The 17,956-nt window shown below is 63.3% G+C and carries 16 protein-coding genes and 1 pseudogene; 10 read left to right on the forward strand and 7 right to left on the reverse strand.

Annotation, left to right across the window (positions count from 1 at the left end):
- Positions 1-4 precede the first annotated feature (4 nt).
- The 4 genes from ACIA8C_RS26675 to ACIA8C_RS26690 all read right to left on the reverse strand — a co-directional run bounded on the left by ACIA8C_RS26675 (position 5) and on the right by ACIA8C_RS26690 (position 5,393).
- Complete coding sequence (locus ACIA8C_RS26675) at positions 5-892, reverse strand: hypothetical protein (protein ID WP_397139236.1); 888 nt, start codon at positions 890-892, stop codon at positions 5-7.
- A gap of 35 nt (positions 893-927) precedes the next feature.
- A complete protein-coding gene (locus tag ACIA8C_RS26680; RefSeq protein WP_397139238.1) occupies positions 928-1,764 on the reverse strand; it encodes a hypothetical protein in 837 nt (278 codons plus the stop codon).
- A 59-nt stretch (positions 1,765-1,823) separates the two neighbouring features.
- Positions 1,824-3,590, reverse strand: a complete 1,767-nt coding sequence (locus ACIA8C_RS26685) for an EndoU domain-containing protein (protein WP_397139240.1) — start codon at positions 3,588-3,590, stop codon at positions 1,824-1,826.
- 648 nt (positions 3,591-4,238) lie between these two features.
- On the reverse strand, positions 4,239-5,393 hold the full coding sequence (locus tag ACIA8C_RS26690) for a lipase family protein (RefSeq protein ID WP_397139626.1): 1,155 nt from the start codon (positions 5,391-5,393) through the stop codon (positions 4,239-4,241).
- Positions 5,394-6,091: 698 nt separating this feature from the next.
- Here ACIA8C_RS26690 and ACIA8C_RS26695 point away from each other — a divergent pair.
- The 4 genes from ACIA8C_RS26695 to ACIA8C_RS26710 all read left to right on the forward strand — a co-directional run bounded on the left by ACIA8C_RS26695 (position 6,092) and on the right by ACIA8C_RS26710 (position 11,218).
- Positions 6,092-9,589 (forward strand): indolepyruvate ferredoxin oxidoreductase family protein, encoded by a 3,498-nt coding sequence (locus ACIA8C_RS26695; RefSeq protein WP_397139242.1) that lies wholly within the window; start codon positions 6,092-6,094, stop codon positions 9,587-9,589.
- Positions 9,590-9,674: 85 nt separating this feature from the next.
- A complete protein-coding gene (locus tag ACIA8C_RS26700; protein ID WP_397139244.1) occupies positions 9,675-9,851 on the forward strand; it encodes a hypothetical protein in 177 nt (58 codons plus the stop codon).
- Positions 9,852-10,018: 167 nt separating this feature from the next.
- Positions 10,019-10,765, forward strand: a complete 747-nt coding sequence (locus tag ACIA8C_RS26705; RefSeq protein WP_397139245.1) for a hypothetical protein — start codon at positions 10,019-10,021, stop codon at positions 10,763-10,765.
- A gap of 63 nt (positions 10,766-10,828) precedes the next feature.
- Positions 10,829-11,218, forward strand: coding sequence for a DUF2511 domain-containing protein (locus tag ACIA8C_RS26710; RefSeq protein WP_397139247.1), 390 nt, complete (start codon positions 10,829-10,831; stop codon positions 11,216-11,218).
- Positions 11,219-11,250: 32 nt separating this feature from the next.
- On the opposite strand, the gene ACIA8C_RS26715 is transcribed toward ACIA8C_RS26710, so the two are convergent.
- Complete coding sequence (locus ACIA8C_RS26715) at positions 11,251-11,451, reverse strand: hypothetical protein (protein WP_397139249.1); 201 nt, start codon at positions 11,449-11,451, stop codon at positions 11,251-11,253.
- 753 nt (positions 11,452-12,204) lie between these two features.
- Here ACIA8C_RS26715 and ACIA8C_RS26720 point away from each other — a divergent pair.
- The 6 genes and pseudogenes from ACIA8C_RS26720 (at position 12,205) to ACIA8C_RS26745 (ending at position 16,592) form a co-directional block, all read left to right on the forward strand.
- Positions 12,205-12,636 carry a hypothetical protein gene (locus ACIA8C_RS26720; protein ID WP_397139251.1) on the forward strand — a complete coding sequence of 144 codons (432 nt, stop codon included), beginning with the start codon at positions 12,205-12,207 and terminating at the stop codon, positions 12,634-12,636.
- Positions 12,637-13,479: 843 nt separating this feature from the next.
- On the forward strand, positions 13,480-13,779 hold the full coding sequence (locus ACIA8C_RS26725) for a hypothetical protein (RefSeq protein WP_397139253.1): 300 nt from the start codon (positions 13,480-13,482) through the stop codon (positions 13,777-13,779).
- A pseudogene (locus tag ACIA8C_RS26730) lies at positions 13,766-14,298 on the forward strand (reverse transcriptase domain-containing protein); the annotation flags it as partial. The gene ACIA8C_RS26725 and the pseudogene ACIA8C_RS26730, both read left to right, overlap by 14 nt.
- Positions 14,287-14,742 carry a group II intron maturase-specific domain-containing protein gene (locus tag ACIA8C_RS26735; protein WP_397139628.1) on the forward strand — a complete coding sequence of 152 codons (456 nt, stop codon included), beginning with the start codon at positions 14,287-14,289 and terminating at the stop codon, positions 14,740-14,742. The pseudogene ACIA8C_RS26730 and the gene ACIA8C_RS26735, both read left to right, overlap by 12 nt.
- A gap of 1,162 nt (positions 14,743-15,904) precedes the next feature.
- On the forward strand, positions 15,905-16,165 hold the full coding sequence (locus ACIA8C_RS26740; RefSeq protein WP_397139254.1) for a PAS domain-containing protein: 261 nt from the start codon (positions 15,905-15,907) through the stop codon (positions 16,163-16,165).
- 55 nt (positions 16,166-16,220) lie between these two features.
- Positions 16,221-16,592, forward strand: a complete 372-nt coding sequence (locus ACIA8C_RS26745) for an ANTAR domain-containing protein (protein ID WP_397139630.1) — start codon at positions 16,221-16,223, stop codon at positions 16,590-16,592.
- 45 nt (positions 16,593-16,637) lie between these two features.
- Here ACIA8C_RS26745 and ACIA8C_RS26750 read toward each other — a convergent pair whose 3' ends face one another.
- Together ACIA8C_RS26750 and ACIA8C_RS26755 are read right to left on the reverse strand one after the other, a co-directional pair.
- On the reverse strand, positions 16,638-16,841 hold the full coding sequence (locus ACIA8C_RS26750) for a hypothetical protein (protein WP_397139256.1): 204 nt from the start codon (positions 16,839-16,841) through the stop codon (positions 16,638-16,640).
- Positions 16,842-17,310: 469 nt separating this feature from the next.
- A complete protein-coding gene (locus tag ACIA8C_RS26755; protein ID WP_397139258.1) occupies positions 17,311-17,469 on the reverse strand; it encodes a carbohydrate-binding module family 14 protein in 159 nt (52 codons plus the stop codon).
- Positions 17,470-17,956: the final 487 nt, after the last annotated feature.

Consider the following 17,956-nt stretch of genomic DNA (forward strand, 5'->3'; position numbering starts at 1 on the left):
GGGCTCAGTCGTTTTCCTTCGCGGAGGACTCGGCGGCAGTCGTCGACGAAAGGTTAGCTGGTTCCTCTTCCTGCGCACTGGTTTCAGCGTCTCGTTTGCGTCGCCATTCCTCGAAGCCGGCCATATAGCTGCGGTATTCCTCGGCCACCGGACCACTGGGCGGAATGCGATACCACCACCAATTAAGGCCGTCTCTGACGCGTCGTCCTTTCCATGCGATCCAGCGGTCGGTGTTGTCGACGGTGAACGAGGTGTAGATGTGGTCGTATTCGGCGAGCCAGGTATCGACTGCGGAGCGTAGCGGCTCGCTCAGCGCGGGCAGCAGTCTTTCGATGGTGTCACGTCTCGACAGGCTGTATGTCAGGTCGCTGACTTTTCTGGCATTCCATGCGTCTGGTGCACGGGTAGGGTTGGCTTCCATATCTAACACGTCGGTCGCCCATGACAAAAGCAGTCGATCGAACGATATTTTCGGAGAGCTGGTCACCTCGTACTCAATCGATTCGAGTTCACGCAGAGCCGCATGGCTTACAGCTGCGAAAGCGTCGAAGCCGGGAAGTCCACTCGCGATGATCACAAAAGGAGAGCCTTCGGGCAAGGTATCTCGGACAATAAGTCCCGCCAAGGCTTCGTCGCGATTGTTAATGAATCTACCGTGACGAACCGGGAGGCTGAAGATGAACAGTACATCGCGGATTTCTTTATATTCATCCGGAGTGATTGGTATGCGTTCAATGACCAGTCCGGCCACATGCCCCTCGGCAACTAGGCTCAGTTCGCCTCCGGAAAAATACTCGCGGTCGGCTGCGTCGTCATCGACAGTCCTTCGATCGGCCAATTTATTCAATAGCCCGGCGAGTCGGTCATGCAATTCAATCTCTTTTTGGAACACGGCGGATTCCTCTATTTACACTCGTCGGCGAAAGATCACATTGGCCCATCTTCCTGCGCACTGGATTCAGCGTCCCGTTTGCGTCGCCATTCCTCGAAGCCGGCCATATAGCTGCGATATTCCTCGACCACCGGTCCGCTGGCTGGAATGCGATACCACCACCAATTCAACTTCTCCCTGCGGCGCTGGCCCTTCAAGGCAACCCAACGGCGAGAGTCATCGACAGTTAATGATGAGTAGATGCGATCATACTGGGCGACCCATTTCTCGACGGCAGGGCGGAGATCCTCGCTCAACTGAGGAAGGCTATCTTCGATAGCGTCACGAATGCGCAAATCATAAACTAGGTCGTGCACGTCCTTGGCATTCCAGGCGTCTGGATGTCTGGTCGAATTGATCTCCATTTCGAGAACACCGTTAGCCCATCCCAGTAGAACCCAGTCGAATGAGCCCGACGATGCAGGACCACTATTTTCGACGAGTTCGAGCTGACGCAGATCCTGGAGGGCAACCGAATCGAAAGCATCGAAACCAGGTAATTCACTCGCAATGACTGCGAAGGTTGGGCCATCGGCCAACGTATCTCGGACGACAAACCCCGCGACCACCTCCGTGCGGTTATTTACGAACTTGTGGTGGCGGAGCGGAATTGTCGGAGCGAACAATAAATCGCGTAGCTGATCATATTCATTCGGAGTGATGGGTACCCTGCGACGTAACAGGGCAGCCGTGAGCAATTCGATAAAGAGACTGACTTCACCTCCGAACAACAGAATCCTCGACTCCTCGACCACATCGGCCGGGAGTCGATCTACAAGCTGCTCTAACAGGTCTGTCGATCTGTCGTGCAGTTCGAGCCCTTTACGAGCCACGGCGGAATCCTCCTACTTCAGTGTCTGGTGAACATGGTCACCAGTGGTTCTCAACGATACTATCGAAGCGGCTGCGGCACACCATTCTCGTCGTTCTGCATGACACCTGGACCATCTTTTGGTATGGCGGTCACAATGTGTCCGCGGGGGTCCACGATTACGTGGATCCGAACTCCATCGCGTACTCCTTCGACAAGCCATGTCTGAAAATCTGGCTGCCAACGCGGCACGGAATCCGGATTTCTGGCGATATCTTCGATGGCATCGATAATCTGTTCGCTGGGCTTATCTGCATCCTCAGGGTCACCCCAACTCTTCGGAAAGACGGTCTTCCCCGGGACGTTGCTGCCGAAGCCGTGCCCGCCTTGATCCGGCCGATTGGGGTCTCTCCGTAGGATATGTATTAGATCCGATTGGGTGAGGGGATCGATTCTATCTGGGGTGCCGAATTCCTTGCGTCCCTCGCTGGTCCCATCCCATTGGTTCGGGTAACGAGCAGGAGGTGGCTGCCTTTGTGGCGGACGCTCGGGCTCGGGCCGAGCACCCCACGCCTCGTCGGCCTCGCGCTCAAGCCTTTTCTTTTCTCGTTCTTCGTACTCGTCTAACGAATCGTCGGGCCATCCTTGATTGTCGGGGCCTGTCGCCTCAGGTAGGCGCGAACCCGACTGCTCCTCGCCGCCCTGGATCTCCGGTGCCGACGGGCCGGGGAATTCCCCTTGGCCATCGGCATTTCCGGGATCGGCCGGGCCGAATTCGGTCGGGCCGGGGAGCTCGCTCGGCGGCTTGGTGCCTGGCGCCGGTACCGGCACGGGTACGACAGTGGGTGCGCCAGGATTCGGTACTCCACCGTTGTCGCCGGGATCGGGGATCCGGGAACCGTCAGGAATGTCAGGGATTTCGGGCTTGTCCGGGAGGCCGGGGATGTCGGTGCCGCCGGGGATATCAGGGAGATCGGGGGTATTCGGGAGGTGGGGGATCTCCGGGATGTCGGGATAGGGCGGCGTGATCGTGAGTGGTGGGTTGGTGTCGGGTCTGTTGCGGGGTACCGGAGGTGGCACCATCGGGGCCTGTGGGTCATCTTTGAGAAGGTTGTACAGGCCCTTGCCGCCCTGGATCACGGGCCGGGCTCCCTTGAGGGGAGGTACCACCAGCATGAAGAATTGCTCCACCTCGTCGGTGGTCGCCAAGGCCCGGCCCGGGTCCAGTGTCCCGGTCCCGGTGATCACCAGTTCGCCTTTTTGGTAACCGAAGTCGACGTAGGCACCCGAGCCGGGATCGATGATGTTGCGCAGCTTGCCGTCCGGGCCGTAGTTGGCGGTGTACGTCTTCTGCTTGCCGTCGGGGCCGTTGTAGATCAGATGGCGAGACAAGTTGGCATCGGGGGAGTCCGGGTTGACCGGCTTGAGCTCCCACGAGGTGCCATCGAAGTTGTCGACCGCCGCCGATCCGCCAGGAGTCTGCACAACACCGGGCTGAGGCTTGGATTCCGGCAGGTTCATTGGCTTGACCTCGCCGGTTTGCGGGTCGACGTAGCTGAATCGCGGCGGCTCTGGCTTCGCGGGCACAAGCCCGGGACCCTGGGAGTAATAGGGCGGATCCGTCGGCTTCTGCGACGGATCGACGGACGTGATCGCCGGTGGCAGTTTCGCCAACTCCGGATCAGCAGGAGTCGGCGGCGGTGGACCCACGGGATTGGGCACCGTATCCGGCTTGGGAATGCGGTTGCCGCGGTCGTCCAGATCGGTGAACGCCTGCGGATCTACGATCGCTTGTGCCTGCGGCACACCGGATTTCGGCGCGATCTGGCGCTGGACGGCGTCGATCATGCTCCGTACATCGAAGATCCGCCCGACCGCGCGAGCCGCACTGTCGGGTGTCATGCCGTGGAAGTCCACGACCTTGCCGTCCTGCGCGGCAGGCTGGTCCGGTTCCGCTCCGAGGGTGGGGATCAGCGCGGTGAGCCAGTTCGCATGCTCACGAACCCAAGACAGATCCACCGCGCACCACCTGCCCTGAATGTCGCGGATTCCGGGCAGGCAACCCCGGATTCAATGCGGACACCGCCATGCCAAAACACCTCACGTACTGTCGGATTGGAGACCGCGTCGGTAGAAACGCGAGAAGCCCCGACCCGGGAAAGGGTCGAGGCTTCGTTTGCAGATGCATCGCAACCGTGGGCGAGTGCTGCCGATCCGGCTGGTTACGCCTGGATGGTTCTCAGCAGACCACGGCTCGAAAACTATTGGGATGAAGAGATTCCCGTGAATTTCGGGAAGAAGGCGCAACTATGGCGCTGCACAAAGCTTCACTTATCGGGCACGCGATGTCAACCCTCGATGTTGAACCACTGCGAAATATGCAGGTAGAAGCGGCAATTGGCAGAGCGAGGCAGTCCTGGAAGCGGAAGATGCGGTCGCACAACCGCAATGGGCCCCACCTCAGCGAGGTAGGGCCCATAGCGGTTGATATCGGGGTCAGCAGGTGGTTGGGGCCGGTTCGCCGCGGAAGCGGGCCTCTACGTAGTTCCAGGCTTGGACGAAGCCTGCGGCGGCCGTGGTCAAGTGTTCGGCTATTTCGTAGGGGTGGAACTCGACTCGGGCGCCTGCCTTGCAGTAGCGGTCGACGACTTCGGCTACCGGCGGGAAGAAGGTCATCTCGTCGTAGCGGCCCTGCCAGATGTAGGTGGGAACGGTGGGCACGCCGTCGAAGTAGCGCAGGCTGTTCTCGCGCAGCACCTCGTGGGCGACCGGGCTGTCCATCAGGCTCTTCGAGGCGGCCATCTGTTCGGCGTTGCGGAACGCGCCGTGGAACAGCAGGAACCGGCGGCAGGCGTCATGGGTGAATTCGCGGAACCACAAACCGTTTTCGTTGAGCTGGTCCGACACCGGGAGCCGGTCGGGGTATTCGCGTTCGAGGCCCATCGCGGCGGCGAACGCCAGCCCGAAGCCGGGGTGCGGGGCGAAGCCGAGCGCCATCGCCATCTCCTCGAGATCGGCGGGGATGCCGCCTGCGATCGACGCGGTGATTTTCAGGTCGGGCGCGTAGGTGGGCTGTAGCGCGGCCGCCCACGCGGTGGCCATCCCACCGCCGGAGTAACCGGCAAGGGCGACAGGCGAAGTGGACAGGCCGAGCTCGGCAACCTGCTGCACGGCCTTGACGCTGTCCAGCGTCATCATGCCGCTGAGTCGCGCCGCGCCATAGGCGGAGGTGGGGCCGAGGTAGTCGGGCAGTGAAACAGCCCAGCCCCGCCCGATCGGCAGCATCGCGCCGACCGCGTCCTGCAACTCGCCGTTGAACAGTGAGCGTGACGGGTTGCACTGGGTGCCAAGGGAATTGATCAGCGCCTGGTAGGAGACCAGTGGCGGATTCTTGACGCCGATCGGCAGCAGGACGGTGGTAACCCCCATCACCGGCTTGCTCTGCGAGTTGGTGGACCGGAACGCGACCTGCCAGCCGATGGTGCCGACGTAGGGGCCGGTGTCGATCTTGCGGGCGCGCACGACGTCGCCCGGGTTCAGTGCCGCTAGGTCGGCGGGCGCCGCGTAGAACACATCCGGATCCGGTGTGGGATAGAGCGGTTGGGCGTTTGCGGGCAGGCCGAGCAGGCCGGCCGAGACGACGCTCAACACCAGGATCGCGATCCTGAACGGAACTCTGTGCACGGTTTTCCTTCGAATATCGGCCCCTATCGACTTACCGACCCCGACAACGCCTCGGCAACTCGAACGGACCACCACTGCATGGGAAATCGCGGCGAACGTCATCGTTCGCCACGTGGACGGAGAGACATGACCTCACAGTCGAACCGAAGGTCGGACCGGCACACCACCTTTCGGCTCAACGACTGTGGGTGGCCGCGAAAGCGGCACCATCCGCAGCGAACGTAGCGTCGCGGCTTCGGCCGCGCGCAACCGGGTCCGGCATATTGGACAATTCACAACGCATTTCCTGTGCGTTTGACCAAGGTCACTGCGCCGGACACCTCGCTTATGGCTCGTCATAGCGAATGGCTCTCGAAATTCAGGCTGGGCGCGTGCCGTGCGGTTCGTCGAGCGAGCCATCGCGGAGCTGTCACTCGACGTTTGCCTCAGCCAGGTCCCGTTTGCTGGGTGGGTCCGTGGACGGCGCCGATCCGGGTGTGGTGGCGGGGGTCACACCAAACCTCACATCGTGCATAGTGTGTGCCCATTCACAGAGGGTAAAATTGCGCAAGATGCTCATTTTGCAAAGCCAAGGTTGTTCATTCCGCCCTTCGAGGGCAGGGTAAAGGGCATCAAGTGCTCAACTAAGGCGGCGCCCGATCGGCGCCGGCCGGACGGGTGGATGTATGACCGAGCTCGCCGATCACGATCTGATTCCGGCGCCTTATGACCTCGCCGACCGCTACCGCGTCGGTGCGGGCACCGTTGTCCTCACCGGGGTCCAGGCGATCGCGCGTCAACTGGTGGAACAGCACGTGCGTGACCTGCGCGCCGGACGCCGGGTCGGCACGTTCGTGTCGGGGTATCAGGGCAGTCCGCTCGGTGGCGTGGACAAGATGCTCGGCGGGATGCCCAACGTACTTGCCGAGCACGATATTTCGTTTGTCCCGGGTTTGAACGAGGAATTGGCCGCCACCTCGGTGTGGGGGAGCCAGGCCGATCTGCCCAAGGGTACCGCTACCCACGACGGTGTCGTCGGTGTTTGGTACGGCAAGGGACCCGGCCTGGACCGGGCGACCGACGCGTTGCGGCACGCCAACATGTACGGCGCCAACGCCAACGGCGGTGTGCTGCTGCTGGTCGGCGACGATCCGGCCTCGAAGTCCTCGACGGTGCCCGCGGTGAGCGAGCGATCCCTGGCCGCGATGAACATTCCGGTGCTGTTCCCGCGCAACGCCCGCGAGATCATCACCATGGGCCTGCACGGTGTCGCGCTGTCGCGTGCCTCAGGGTGCCTCGTCGCGCTGAAGATCGTGGCCGATGTCGCCGACGGCGCCTGGTCGGTCGACGGCGACGCGGGCGACATCGACATCATCATCCCCGAGATCACCTGGGAGGGACGGCCGTTCAACTATCTGCAGCGGCCGATGGCGGCGCCGACGGACAGCGTGATCGCCGAGGCGGACCTATATGGCCCGCGCTGGGAGGTAGTCAAGGCGTACAGCACGCTCAACGACCTCGACGTCATCGAGCTGGACCCACCGCACGCCACCCTCGGAATCGCCGCCACCGGAACCACTTTCGACGCTGTCCGGCAGGCACTGATCGATCTGGGCGTGGACGACGACGCGCTCATGCGCGCCGGTGTCCGGTTGCTGCGCATCGGCATGCCGTTTCCCATTGCGCCCGAGCGTGTTCGGCAGTTCGCGAAGGGCCTGTCCCGCCTCGTGGTGGTCGAGGACAAGACCGCCTTCATCGAGACCCAGATCCGGGAGATCCTGTACGGCACGGCCGACGCACCGGAGATCATCGGCAAGCGCGACGCCGCCGGTCGCCCGCTGTTCAGCCAGGACGGCGAACTCACCACCGGCCGCATCACCAAACCGCTCAGCCGCGCCCTGCACGGCTACCTGGACACGAAACGTCCACTACCGCAGCCACTGTCGCTGTCCGTGCTGCCCGCCAAGCGGGCCGCCTACTTCTGCAGCGGCTGCCCGCACAACCGCTCCACCGCGGTGCCGGAGGGTTCGCTGGCCGGCGGCGGCATCGGCTGCCACACCATGGTGACCATGTCGGGCCGGGAGGACAGCCAGGTCACCGGCCTGACCCAGATGGGCGGCGAGGGCGCGCAGTGGATCGGCCAGGCGCCCTTCACCGACGTGCCGCACCTGTTCCAGAACATCGGCGACGGAACGTTTTTCCACTCCGGCCAGCTCGCGGTGCAGGCGTGCATAGCGGCCGGGGTGAACATCACTTACAAGCTGCTCTACAACGACGTCGTCGCGATGACCGGAGCGCAGGACGCCGAGGGCGCGCTCGCGGTGCCGATGCTGACCCACAAGCTCAGCACCGAGGGCGTCGCGCAGATCATCATCTGCGCCGACGAGCCGAAGAAGTACCGCAAGCGCGATCTCGCACCGGGTACCCGGCTGTGGCACCGCGATCGGCTCGACGAGGCCCAGCGCGTGCTGCGTGAGGTGCCCGGCGTCACCGTGCTCATCTACGACCAGCACTGCGCCGCCGACGCGCGTCGGCAGCGCAAGCGCGGCACCCTGCCGACGCGCCGGACCCGGGTGGTCATCAACGAGGCGGTCTGCGAGGGCTGTGGTGACTGCGGCGTAAAGAGCAACTGCCTGTCCGTGCAGCCGGTGGACACCGAATTCGGCCGCAAGACCCGGATCGATCAGACCTCCTGCAACACCGACTACACCTGCATGGACGGCGACTGCCCGTCCTTCGTCACGGTGGAACTGCCGGATCCCGCAAAAGCCAAGAAGCGCAAGGCAACGCAGCGTCCGGCCCCGGCGGTGCTGCCCGATCTCCCGCAGCCGGTGCTGACGACGACACAGAACGTCTTCCTCGCGGGCATCGGCGGCACGGGCATCGTCACCGTGAACCAGGTGCTTGCCACCGCCGCGCTGCGGGCAGGCTACGAGGTGGCCAGCCTGGACCAGATCGGCCTGAGTCAGAAGGCCGGACCGGTCGTCTCGCACCTGCGGTTCGCCACCGGTGCGCTGGAGCCCGCGAACCGGCTGACCCCGGGCTCGGCGGACTGCATTATCGCCTTCGACCTGCTGACCGCCACCGACAACAAGAACCTGGCCTACGGCTCGAAGGCGACCACCCTGTCCGTCGCGTCCACCAGTAAGACCCCGACCGGGGACATGGTGTACGACAAGGCCGTCGAATACCCGGAAACACCGGTGCTGCTGTCCAGGCTCGAGCAGGCGTCGCGCGAGGTGCGTTCCTTCGACGCGCTCGCCGCCGCCGAGGTGCTGTTCGGCAACACCGCGGCCGCCAACTTCCTGATGGTCGGCGCCGCGTACCAACTCGGTGGGCTGCGCCTGCCCGCGGCGTCGATCGAGGAGGCCATCGAGATCAACGGCGTCGCCGTGAACGCCAATATCGCGGCGTTCCGCTGGGGCCGGATCGCGGTCGCCAGGCCGGACGACTTCGCCGCGGCGGCGGGTCGCCCGCGGGCCGAGCGCGCCGAAATCAAGGTCCCTGCGGATCTTTTCGACGGCCTGACCGCGACGGGTGAGACCAGGCGGCTCGTCGAACTGCGGGCCGCGGAGCTGATCGGCTTCCAGGGTGTCCGCGTCGCACGTGACTATGTGCTTACCGTGCAACACATTTGGGACGCGCAGCTGCGCACCACCGAGCGCACCGAGTTCAGCGAGCAGGCGGCGCGTGGCCTGTACAAGTTCACCGCCTACAAGGACGAGTACGAGGTGGCCCGCCGCCTGGTCGACCCGGCCTTCCTGCACGAGGTCGCGGGTCAGCTGCCCGAAGGGGCGAACCTCACCTACAAGCTGCACCCGCCGGTGCTGCGGGCGATGGGCCGCAAGAAGAAGATCGGCATCGGGCCGCGCGGGCATCTCGTGCTCAAGGTGCTGGCGAAGGGAAAGCGGTTGCGCGGCACGAAGTTCGATCCATTCGGTTATGCCCACGTCCGGCGGGTCGAGCGCACCCTGCTCGCCCACTACACCGAGATGGTGACGACGCTCGCGGACACACTCGACGACGCAGGCTACGACCGCGCGGTGCAGGCCGCCGCGCTCGCCGACACCGTGCGTGGCTACGAGGACATCAAGCTCGCGAACGTTGAGCTGTACCGGAACAGCCTGCGCGACCTCGGCATCGAGCCGCCGGTGCTCGAATCCACGAGCGCGGCTGGGCAGTAGACCGCGCGCCTGGTCGAGCGTGAGGCCACGCTCCCGGGTACATGGAAAGCGGCCCGCAACTACAGAGTTGCGGGCCGCTTTCTCGTTGGCCGAAGTCCAACGCCGGCATTTCGGCCAGACGTACGACCTGTGCCGCTGTGTCATCGAAGACCTGGCCGAACTGGGCATGCTGGCGCAACAGATTTCCGAGCGCGACGGCGTGGCCAGGCAACTCCACACCCTGATCGACGGCCTCAGCCTGCGGGTCCGGCGGGCTCTCTGACGTCGGCCGATATGACCGCTCAGCTGGACGTGGTCCTGCGCGAGATCATCACCGGCTGACCGGTGGGCGGTAGCGACTCGCAAATCGGTTGTCTCGCTATGGAACCGATCGGGCGGTTCGCACGTCCAACCAAGTAGTCAGGAACAGTAAGTCAGTGGGGGGATTCCATGAACACCGCGCAATTGAGCTGGGACATCACAGAGATGGCCAAGCCGAACGCCTTCGCGCATCCGAGTCTGCGCGACTATCTGGATCCGGCGAACGGGCCATGCGGGAGCCTGCTGGCTCCGGCTTTTCAACTGGAGTTCGCCGACTACGACGAACTCACCGCGCGCGGCGACGTCGACGGTGCGCCGATCGTGCTGCCGGTCAATACCGAGCGCCAGGCCGACAGCCTGCGTTCGATCCGGGCAACACATGCCATGGGACTGATCGTCGCGGTCACCAACGACCTCACCGGCCACTCGACCTATTTCGCCATCCGCTCAGGTGCCAACTTCGTGGTCAACATCGCGATATCCATCGAGCGGCAAGCCGAACTCCTGCGCGCCCAACTGCTCGACCACGTACGTTCGGCTCGCGACAACCGTCGCCCGCCACGCGACGTGATGACTGCCCGCCGGGCACCGGATCTCCCGCGCTCCCGAAACCTTGTGCCCGCCAGAGATGTCCGACGATCTGCCCCGCCCACCCTGGACGACTTCGACACCCGGCTCCTGCGCATGCTGCGCACCTCGATGACGGTCGCCGAAATCGCCCGCCAGAATTATCTTTCCGAGCGTTCCATGTACCGTCGCATCCGAAACCTCTACGACACCATGGGCGTACACAGCCGCGCCGAGTTGGTCAGATCGGCATCTCGCGACGACGCTCCCGCCCCACGCACCATGTACCGATCACTGCCTGCGAGTTGATCGAATCACTCAGCGCTACACCATTCATGGACGATTTGAATACCGATGCTTTGGGAGGAAGAGATGGTCTCGAAGGTTCGACGGTTGCTGTTGGCCGGGGTTGCCAGCGGCGGTGTATTGGTGATCAGTGCATGCGGGGGAGGGGGTGAGGAGGCGGCGCAGCCGAGTCCGGTGCCGCTGCCGGAGCCGACGTCCAGCAGGCAGGCGGTGGCCAGCGACAACCTGGGGGCCCTGTGGCCGTTCACGGTCGATCACGGCACCCTCGAGTGCCGGGCGGGGGTGCAGGCGGTGTTCGTTGCGCCGGACGGGAAGTCGTATGCGCTCAACGACAAAGCTGAGGAGGCGGGGGTGGCGGGCGTTGAGCCGTTGCGGGCCAATGGTTCCGGTGGTGACAAGATCAGTCTCGGAGCAGTGCGCAGCAGGGCATTGCGGTTGTGCGAGTTCGCGGGATAGCACTACCGCGTTCGGCGGCACCGGGCTGTGGGTTACCCGTGCACCGCCGCGACAGCGGCACGAATTGCGTTGAGCAGTGACCCGCGCCGCTCCTTCTTGCCGGCGGTGGGCGGTTCGTGTGCCGCCGGTGGCTCGAGCCGCGATATTGAGCGGGATCTTGTCGGCCATGGTGTGCCGGGCGTGCCGAGTACGTCGCGCTCGTAGGCGAGATACCAGTGTTCGCGGATGGACATCCAGGGCTCCTCGGTGTCGAGGTCAAGAGTGATCGCGACAGAGTTGGGAGGCAAGTGCCAGTAGTACTTTGCGCGCGGAGCGTGATAAATGTGTTGTCCATACCCGAGAGCACGCGACTTGGCGTGCGGCCGAGAACTGCCGTTTGCGATGGACCGGTCGGCGTTTGTCAATGCGGTCCGGAATCAGAAAAGCGGCCCGCAACATATTCCTCCGGGCCGCTTTTCGTTGTAGCGAGGACAAGGAAAGTTGCGGCCACGGTCAGAGAGGCGAGGGTTCGCACGGTCGATAAATGTGGTATCTCGTCCGGGTTGGTGCGACCCGGACCTTTTGGCATGGGCTCGTCGAGTTCTGTCGGCAAGTCGGGAGCCTCGGCAGCTTGCCCTGGGGTTCGGTGCGCTGGTGCGGCGGCATTCCCGCACGCCTCGTCCGTGGTTACGACGTCCTGCCGCGAACCGCGCCGCCGCTGCCAACCTCCGCTGGATGATCGCTCGCTATGCGGCTATTACAGGACGGCTGTTCTGCTGGGTGATCTGAACGCATCCTGGCTGTCAGCATAAGGGCCTCGCTCGATGGTCACACCTCGATGACACGCCTACCTCCAACGTGATTCCCATCTTCGGGCACATCCGCACCGAACAATCAGTGTCGAACCGCACATTCCGCCGAAAACCTCTCGTCAGCTCATTGGGGTTTCCGAGCTACCGAGTTTCAGCCGTCCTCTTGCAGGTCACCGAACCCGGAGGTACCACACCATGCACAGCAGATTCCTGACAGCAAGCCTCGCCGCGCTGTCCTTAGCGGTAGTCGTCAGCCCCCTGACGCCCGCAGCGGACGCACACGCCCGCCCGGATATCCGCATAGACGTCGGCAAGGGAGGCAAGCTCCGATTTTCGCCCGAAGTCGTCCACGGCAATCCTGGCGAAGTGGTCACCTTCTACTTTTACGGCCATTTCAGCGCCACCGAAAGCACGGCCCGCCTCAGGGACCCGTGCCACCCCCTCGGGGGATTCGACTCCGGCGTGCTTCACAACGGAGCCACTTCCAGCATCATCATCAGCAACCACAACCCGATCTACGTTTACAGCACCCCTCAGTGCGGGAAAGGCATGGTGGCCATCATCAATCCAGGCCCCCACGATTCTGTCGAAACATTCCGAAGGGCCGCTATCGCTCAAGAGGGTTGATCTGGAGCAGACCTCGCACATCGGCTACAGGGCAGTCGGGCGTCGCTCTTCGAGCTGATCGCCCGAAGGTACGCCAACGAACGGCTAGGCCAAGCGGCGGAGGTTGCTTCGAACACCGCACCAGCCAAGCTTGCCAATCTGCAGCGAAGAGCGCGCGGAATCTCAGAACCGAGGCGGATCTGCCATGTCACCGCTAAACGTTCTGAGATTCCGCCACGAGTTTTGAGACCCTACGTGTGCCACGAAGGTGGAGAGGAGTTCGATGTAGGTAGAACTTCTTGACATGATGCTGCGCAGGAGATGAAGGTTTGGCCCTTCGGAGTCGCCCTGCGGTGGGAGGCTTCAAACCATCACATGCTGCGTTGGCTGAAGACCGTCGTGGTGATCGATGTGGAAAAGGCGCAGGGTATGCGTCAGGTGGGGATCGGAAAGACGGTGCGCAGTCCTCGTTTTCGGGGATCGCTGTTGACGTGTCGTAACTCACTAGGTGGCATCGAAACCGGGTCGCAGTAGGAACGCCCGGGATGAGCCTGGCGGGTGACCGCTGATTGGCCAGGCGGTGTCCGGCATGTAGGCGACGTGAGTCCGGTCTGCGGGTTCTGCACGGAACGTGGGAAGGCGTGTCCCGACAATGCTTTTCGCGTGTTCGCGGGGGGCGAGGGGGAGCCTGCCAAGCGGCTGAACCGTGAGGCAGTGAGTACCGTCGCGGGGCGTGCCGGCCGGACCGGTTCGTAGTAGCGGTGAAGTCTCTGCTGGGCGCGGTGGGGGTGGAGCGAAGGGGCCGGGTCATCCGTGGTGTTGTGCGTTCGATCAACCGGGACAGCGTGTTCCGGGAGGAGTCGCATGGGCGAGCTGAAGCCGTCAGGTAAAACGTTCGAGATTTCGAAGTGGGAAGTATGGGAGGCATATCGGAAAGTCAAAGCTAATCGGGGTGCGCCGGGAGTGGATGGGGTGACTCTCGAGGTGTTCGAGTCCGATCTGAAGGGCAACCTGTACAAGATCTGGAATCGGATGTCGTCGGGCAGTTATTTCCCGCCTCCGGTGATGGCGGTGGAGATCCCGAAGCCGCATGGCGGTGGGGTGAGAACGCTTGGGGTTGCCGACGAACTCGGACAGGGTCGCGCAGACGGTGGTAGCACCTAGGTTGGAGGCGAAGGTCGAGCCGATCTTCCATTCGGATTCCTATGGCTACCGGCCGAAACGCTCGGCTCTGGACGCGGTCCGGGCATGCCAGCAACGATGCTGGAAGACCGACTGGGCCATCGATTTGGACATCCAGAAGTTCTTCGACAGCGTCGATCACGACCTCATGGTCAAGGCGGTGGAGGCTCACACCGACCAGCCGTGGGTGAGGCTGTATGTGAAGCGGTGGTTGACCGCGCCGATGCAGCTCGCCGATGGCATGCTGCAACGGCGAGACCGCGGCGCCCCGCAGGGGTCTGCGGTCTCGCCTGTGCTGGCGAACTGTTCATGCACTATGCGTTCGATATGTGGCTGGTGCGGGAGTATCCGACCGTCCGCTTCGAGCGCTATGCCGACGACGCGGTCGTGCACTGCGTTACCGAGCGTCAGGCCAGGGGACTGGTCCAGGCGATCGGGGACAGGATGGGACAGGTCGGGCTGCGGCTGCATCCCGACAAGACGAAGATCGTGTACTGCAAGGACCAGCGGCGCCACCGCGACTACGGTGTTACCGCGTTCACGTTCCTGGGGTTCACTTTCCGTGCCCGTACCGTTCGGATCAAGAGCGGTCGGCTAATCGCCTCGTTCCTGCCAGCGATCAGCAACGACGCCCGCGACAAGGTCAGCGAGCAGATCCGCCGATGGCGGCTGCACCGCAAGATCGGCCACGGTTTCGCCGAGCTTGCGCACGAGATCAACCCGATCGTGCGCGGCTGGATGCAGTACTACGGGGCGTTCTCCCGCTCCGCGCTGACTCCGCTCCTGTTCCGCATCAACTCCTATCTGGTGCGGTGGATCCGCAAGAAATACAAACGGTTGCGCACCGCCAAGAAGGCCATGCTCTGCTGGCGCCGGATCACGCGGCAGTATCCACGGCTCTTCGCCCATTGGGTATGGGTGCGCATTTCCCGGTGGAGAGGGTGACAAGAGCCCGGTGACGAGAGATTGTCACGCCGGGATCTGTGGGAGCCCAGGGCTGAAATGCCCTGGGCCACCCGACAGTGCTGGATAGCTCGCGGCCCGGGTTAAGAGGACCGGATGGGAACCGCTATGCGCCTCGATCGTCTTCGAAGTTCCGCCCTGCTTGCCGCAACCGTTTTGATCGCTACGGGTTGGGGAGCCACCGCCCCAGCCGCTTTCGCTGATCCCGTCGAAAGTCGTTGATAGAGGGAGTGACGACCCGAACAACTTGCGGTTGCACTAAGAATGGCGGCGGTGATCTATTGGCTGCGGCACAGGGCGATCGGGGCACAGGCGTCCGCCCACGACGATTGAACTGACGGCGGGCGCCCCGTCGTGTGGGCTATTCGAGAACACCCGTGTCTCCTCGCTTCGCCATGTCACCTCCGCCGACAATCAAGCCCAGGCGCTGGCCGAGGCCCTCGTCTCTGACGAGACCACCGTGTTCCAGACGACGACGTGGCAGATCACTCGCGACGACGGAGTGCGCCGCGATATCAACTGGTGTGCACGGGGCGCTGTTGTGGATGGCCGCAGGTTCATCCACGGGATCACCCACGACATCACTGAAGGTGATGACGCTGCCGCTGCCGCTGCCGCCGCACACCTTCAGGCCGAAAAATGGCCCAGGCCAGAGAGATTGAAAATTTCTCTGGCCTGGGCCTGCTGTAGCGGGGACAGGATTTGAACCTGCGACCTCTGGGTTATGACATATTCCCCTGCGGCCACCTTCGGATATGTTCGGATACCTCGCTCTACCAGCGTGTATACAGGTCGAGGGGATGCGTCGAAATACGGTGGTATTCGGCTGTATTCGGGTAAAAAGGTCCAGTAAAAGTCGAGCAGGAAAGTTGCAACCACGATCACAGAGTGGAGGATTCGCGCACGGTCGATAAATGTGGTATGACGTCTGGGGTGGTGCGCCTTGGACCTTTCGGCGTGGGCTCGTCGAGTTCTGTCGGCAAGCAAGGGCCTCGGTAGCCCGCACCTGCGTTTGGTGCGCCGATGCGGCGCGTTTGCTGCTGGACAACCGATGGCCGGACTGTTCCTCCCGGCGGCACGAGAGAACGTTTGGTGGCTACGGCCGACGGTCGCTCCGAGGTTCGGGCGGGGTCATACTTGTCGGGTGACAGGACACGTCGATCCCGTGGAAGACCGGGACGTGGAGAACAGCGCGCTGGTGTTCCCTCCTGTGGGTGGTGGCGGGTCGGGTTTCGGGAGTTTCCGGTTCTGGTTCGCCACCCAATGCTGGGAATGGTCACCAGAGGTCTATCGCATGCACGGCTACTCTCCCGGCGAGGTCCAGCCCACCACCGAGTTGCTGTTGTCACACAAGCATCCCGAGGACCGCGCCCAGGTCGCGGAATTGATCCGTGCGCCGGGGTGAGCCGTTCTCGAGTCGGCACCGATTCCGCGACACCACCGGCAGAGTCCATCACGTGATGGTGGTTTCGGACCGCATCCTCGACGCCACCGGTAACCCGATCGGCACGGGCGGCTACTACATCGACTTGGGCACCACCATCGCCTCTATCGAGCGCCAGACCCTCGACACCTTCATGCCCGAAGTCCTGGAATCGCGCGCGGCGATCGAGCAGGCCAAGGGGGTGCTGATGTTCATGTGCGGCATCGACACCGATCAGGCGTTCAAGGTCCTGCAATGGCGTTCACAAGAAACCAACATCATACTGCGCCAGATCGCCGAGGCACTGATCGCTGCCATCCCACGCCTCCCCACACCGCCGGTCAAAGCAGTGGCCGCGTTCGACCACTTGCTACTGACCATCCACGAGCAGCTCGAACCGGAAAACTAACCCGGCCGTCAGAACGGTTGGGTGCACCGGCCGATGTCTGCGCGGTCATTCGTTTTCGGTGACGGTGGTATCGGGGTGACGCCGACTGGTGTCCGGCTTGACGAAGTTCCCAGTGATCGATGAACGATCACGGCGGTTATCCCCGCCGTGGGGTTCGTCTTCACCGAGGGTCGTTCGCGGGTTCTCCGCGGCGGTCTCCTCGGTCACGTACTCGCCTGTCTCGGCGGAGCGATAGTTCTTGTCGGCCACGACATCCTCCTGAATCTCGGGCACGGCCCTGGCTGGAAACCGTGCAGTTTCGTGCCGGATACCGCAGGACATCCGAGCGAAACCTCCGAGAGGCCGTGCTTCCGAACGTCTGTAATGAATCTGGCGAGCGGCCTAGCCTGGGTTCATGGGTGGCTTAGCCGCTGATCAGGCTGGGTCGCGTGTAAGCGAGCTAGTCGCACGACGCGTGGACTTGAAGGCCGGCCGTCCGATCACGAACGAGGATGTCGAGCTCGCAGCAAAGCGAGCAGAGCAGTCTCGTCTTCGCGCGGAAACAGCACGTAGTCGAACTATCGCGGCATATGACCGAGCCGCTCTAGGCGGTGTTTTGAAAGTCCGGTCACCCATCCACTGATTGGCGCTGTGGATGACCGAAACCAGCTGACCGCCCGCCGTGACAGAGACGGCGGCGGAGCCTGCGGCCCGCCGCCTCCGCTGCCAGCAACAGTCGTCAGCCTGCGTCGGGGTATTCGCAGTGCCTGAGCTTTGGATCCCACTCCATGCCATCCGGGCAGGGACGCTCATGGGCTCCGTCCGGGCCCACGGTCACGTACTGGTCCGCGGCGTAGGGGTGGCCGTAGTCGCCCCACTCCCAGCCTTCAAAATCCACTTCGCCGATAATGAAGCCCGCCATTTTTAGCCCTGACTCTCTGTGTGCGGCAGTGAATGCCCTTGTCCGACAATGAGAACACTAAGAACCAGGCGCCTGCACTGCGTCGGCGCCATGAAACACGGCCTAGCCCATGACAGGGCAGCCGCTGTCCATGAAGCGGCATTGCCGCGGGGCACCGGCAACGCCGACGAACACCAGCTAGCCGCCGTGACGCATCGTGCAGCGGCTCACCAGGATCGTTTAGCAGCGTGCGCCGCCCGCAACGAAACGCCTTGAGGACTAGAAGTGCTGCGCGGACTGCAAGTGCAGGAACTCAACTCGGCCAACGCGCATTCCGCTCGGTCAGTCAGTTGTCAGTGCGGGCTTGGCCGTGCACCTGAGACCTTTCGCCGTGGACTCGTCGAGTTCCGTCGGCAGATGGTTAACGTCATGCCGTTCCGAGTGGCTCGGCATCCCGCTACGATCGTTGAAGCGAGATGCGGCC

The sequence above is a fragment of the Nocardia sp. NPDC051321 genome (assembly GCF_044455225.1).
Lineage (GTDB): Bacteria > Actinomycetota > Actinomycetes > Mycobacteriales > Mycobacteriaceae > Nocardia.

What these genes read in the sequence shown, in the direction of transcription:
- ACIA8C_RS26685 (WP_397139240.1), bottom strand. Translation starts at nt 3,590, where the DNA reads ATGATCGACGCCGTCCAGCGCCAGATCGCGCCGAAATCCGGTGTGCCG.
- ACIA8C_RS26695 (WP_397139242.1), top strand. Translation starts at nt 6,092, where the DNA reads ATGACCGAGCTCGCCGATCACGATCTGATTCCGGCGCCTTATGACCTC.
- ACIA8C_RS26705 (WP_397139245.1), top strand. Translation starts at nt 10,019, where the DNA reads ATGAACACCGCGCAATTGAGCTGGGACATCACAGAGATGGCCAAGCCG.
- ACIA8C_RS26710 (WP_397139247.1), top strand. Translation starts at nt 10,829, where the DNA reads ATGGTCTCGAAGGTTCGACGGTTGCTGTTGGCCGGGGTTGCCAGCGGC.
- ACIA8C_RS26715 (WP_397139249.1), bottom strand. Translation starts at nt 11,451, where the DNA reads ATGTCCATCCGCGAACACTGGTATCTCGCCTACGAGCGCGACGTACTC.
- ACIA8C_RS26720 (WP_397139251.1), top strand. Translation starts at nt 12,205, where the DNA reads ATGCACAGCAGATTCCTGACAGCAAGCCTCGCCGCGCTGTCCTTAGCG.
- ACIA8C_RS26725 (WP_397139253.1), top strand. Translation starts at nt 13,480, where the DNA reads ATGGGCGAGCTGAAGCCGTCAGGTAAAACGTTCGAGATTTCGAAGTGG.
- ACIA8C_RS26745 (WP_397139630.1), top strand. Translation starts at nt 16,221, where the DNA reads ATGGTGGTTTCGGACCGCATCCTCGACGCCACCGGTAACCCGATCGGC.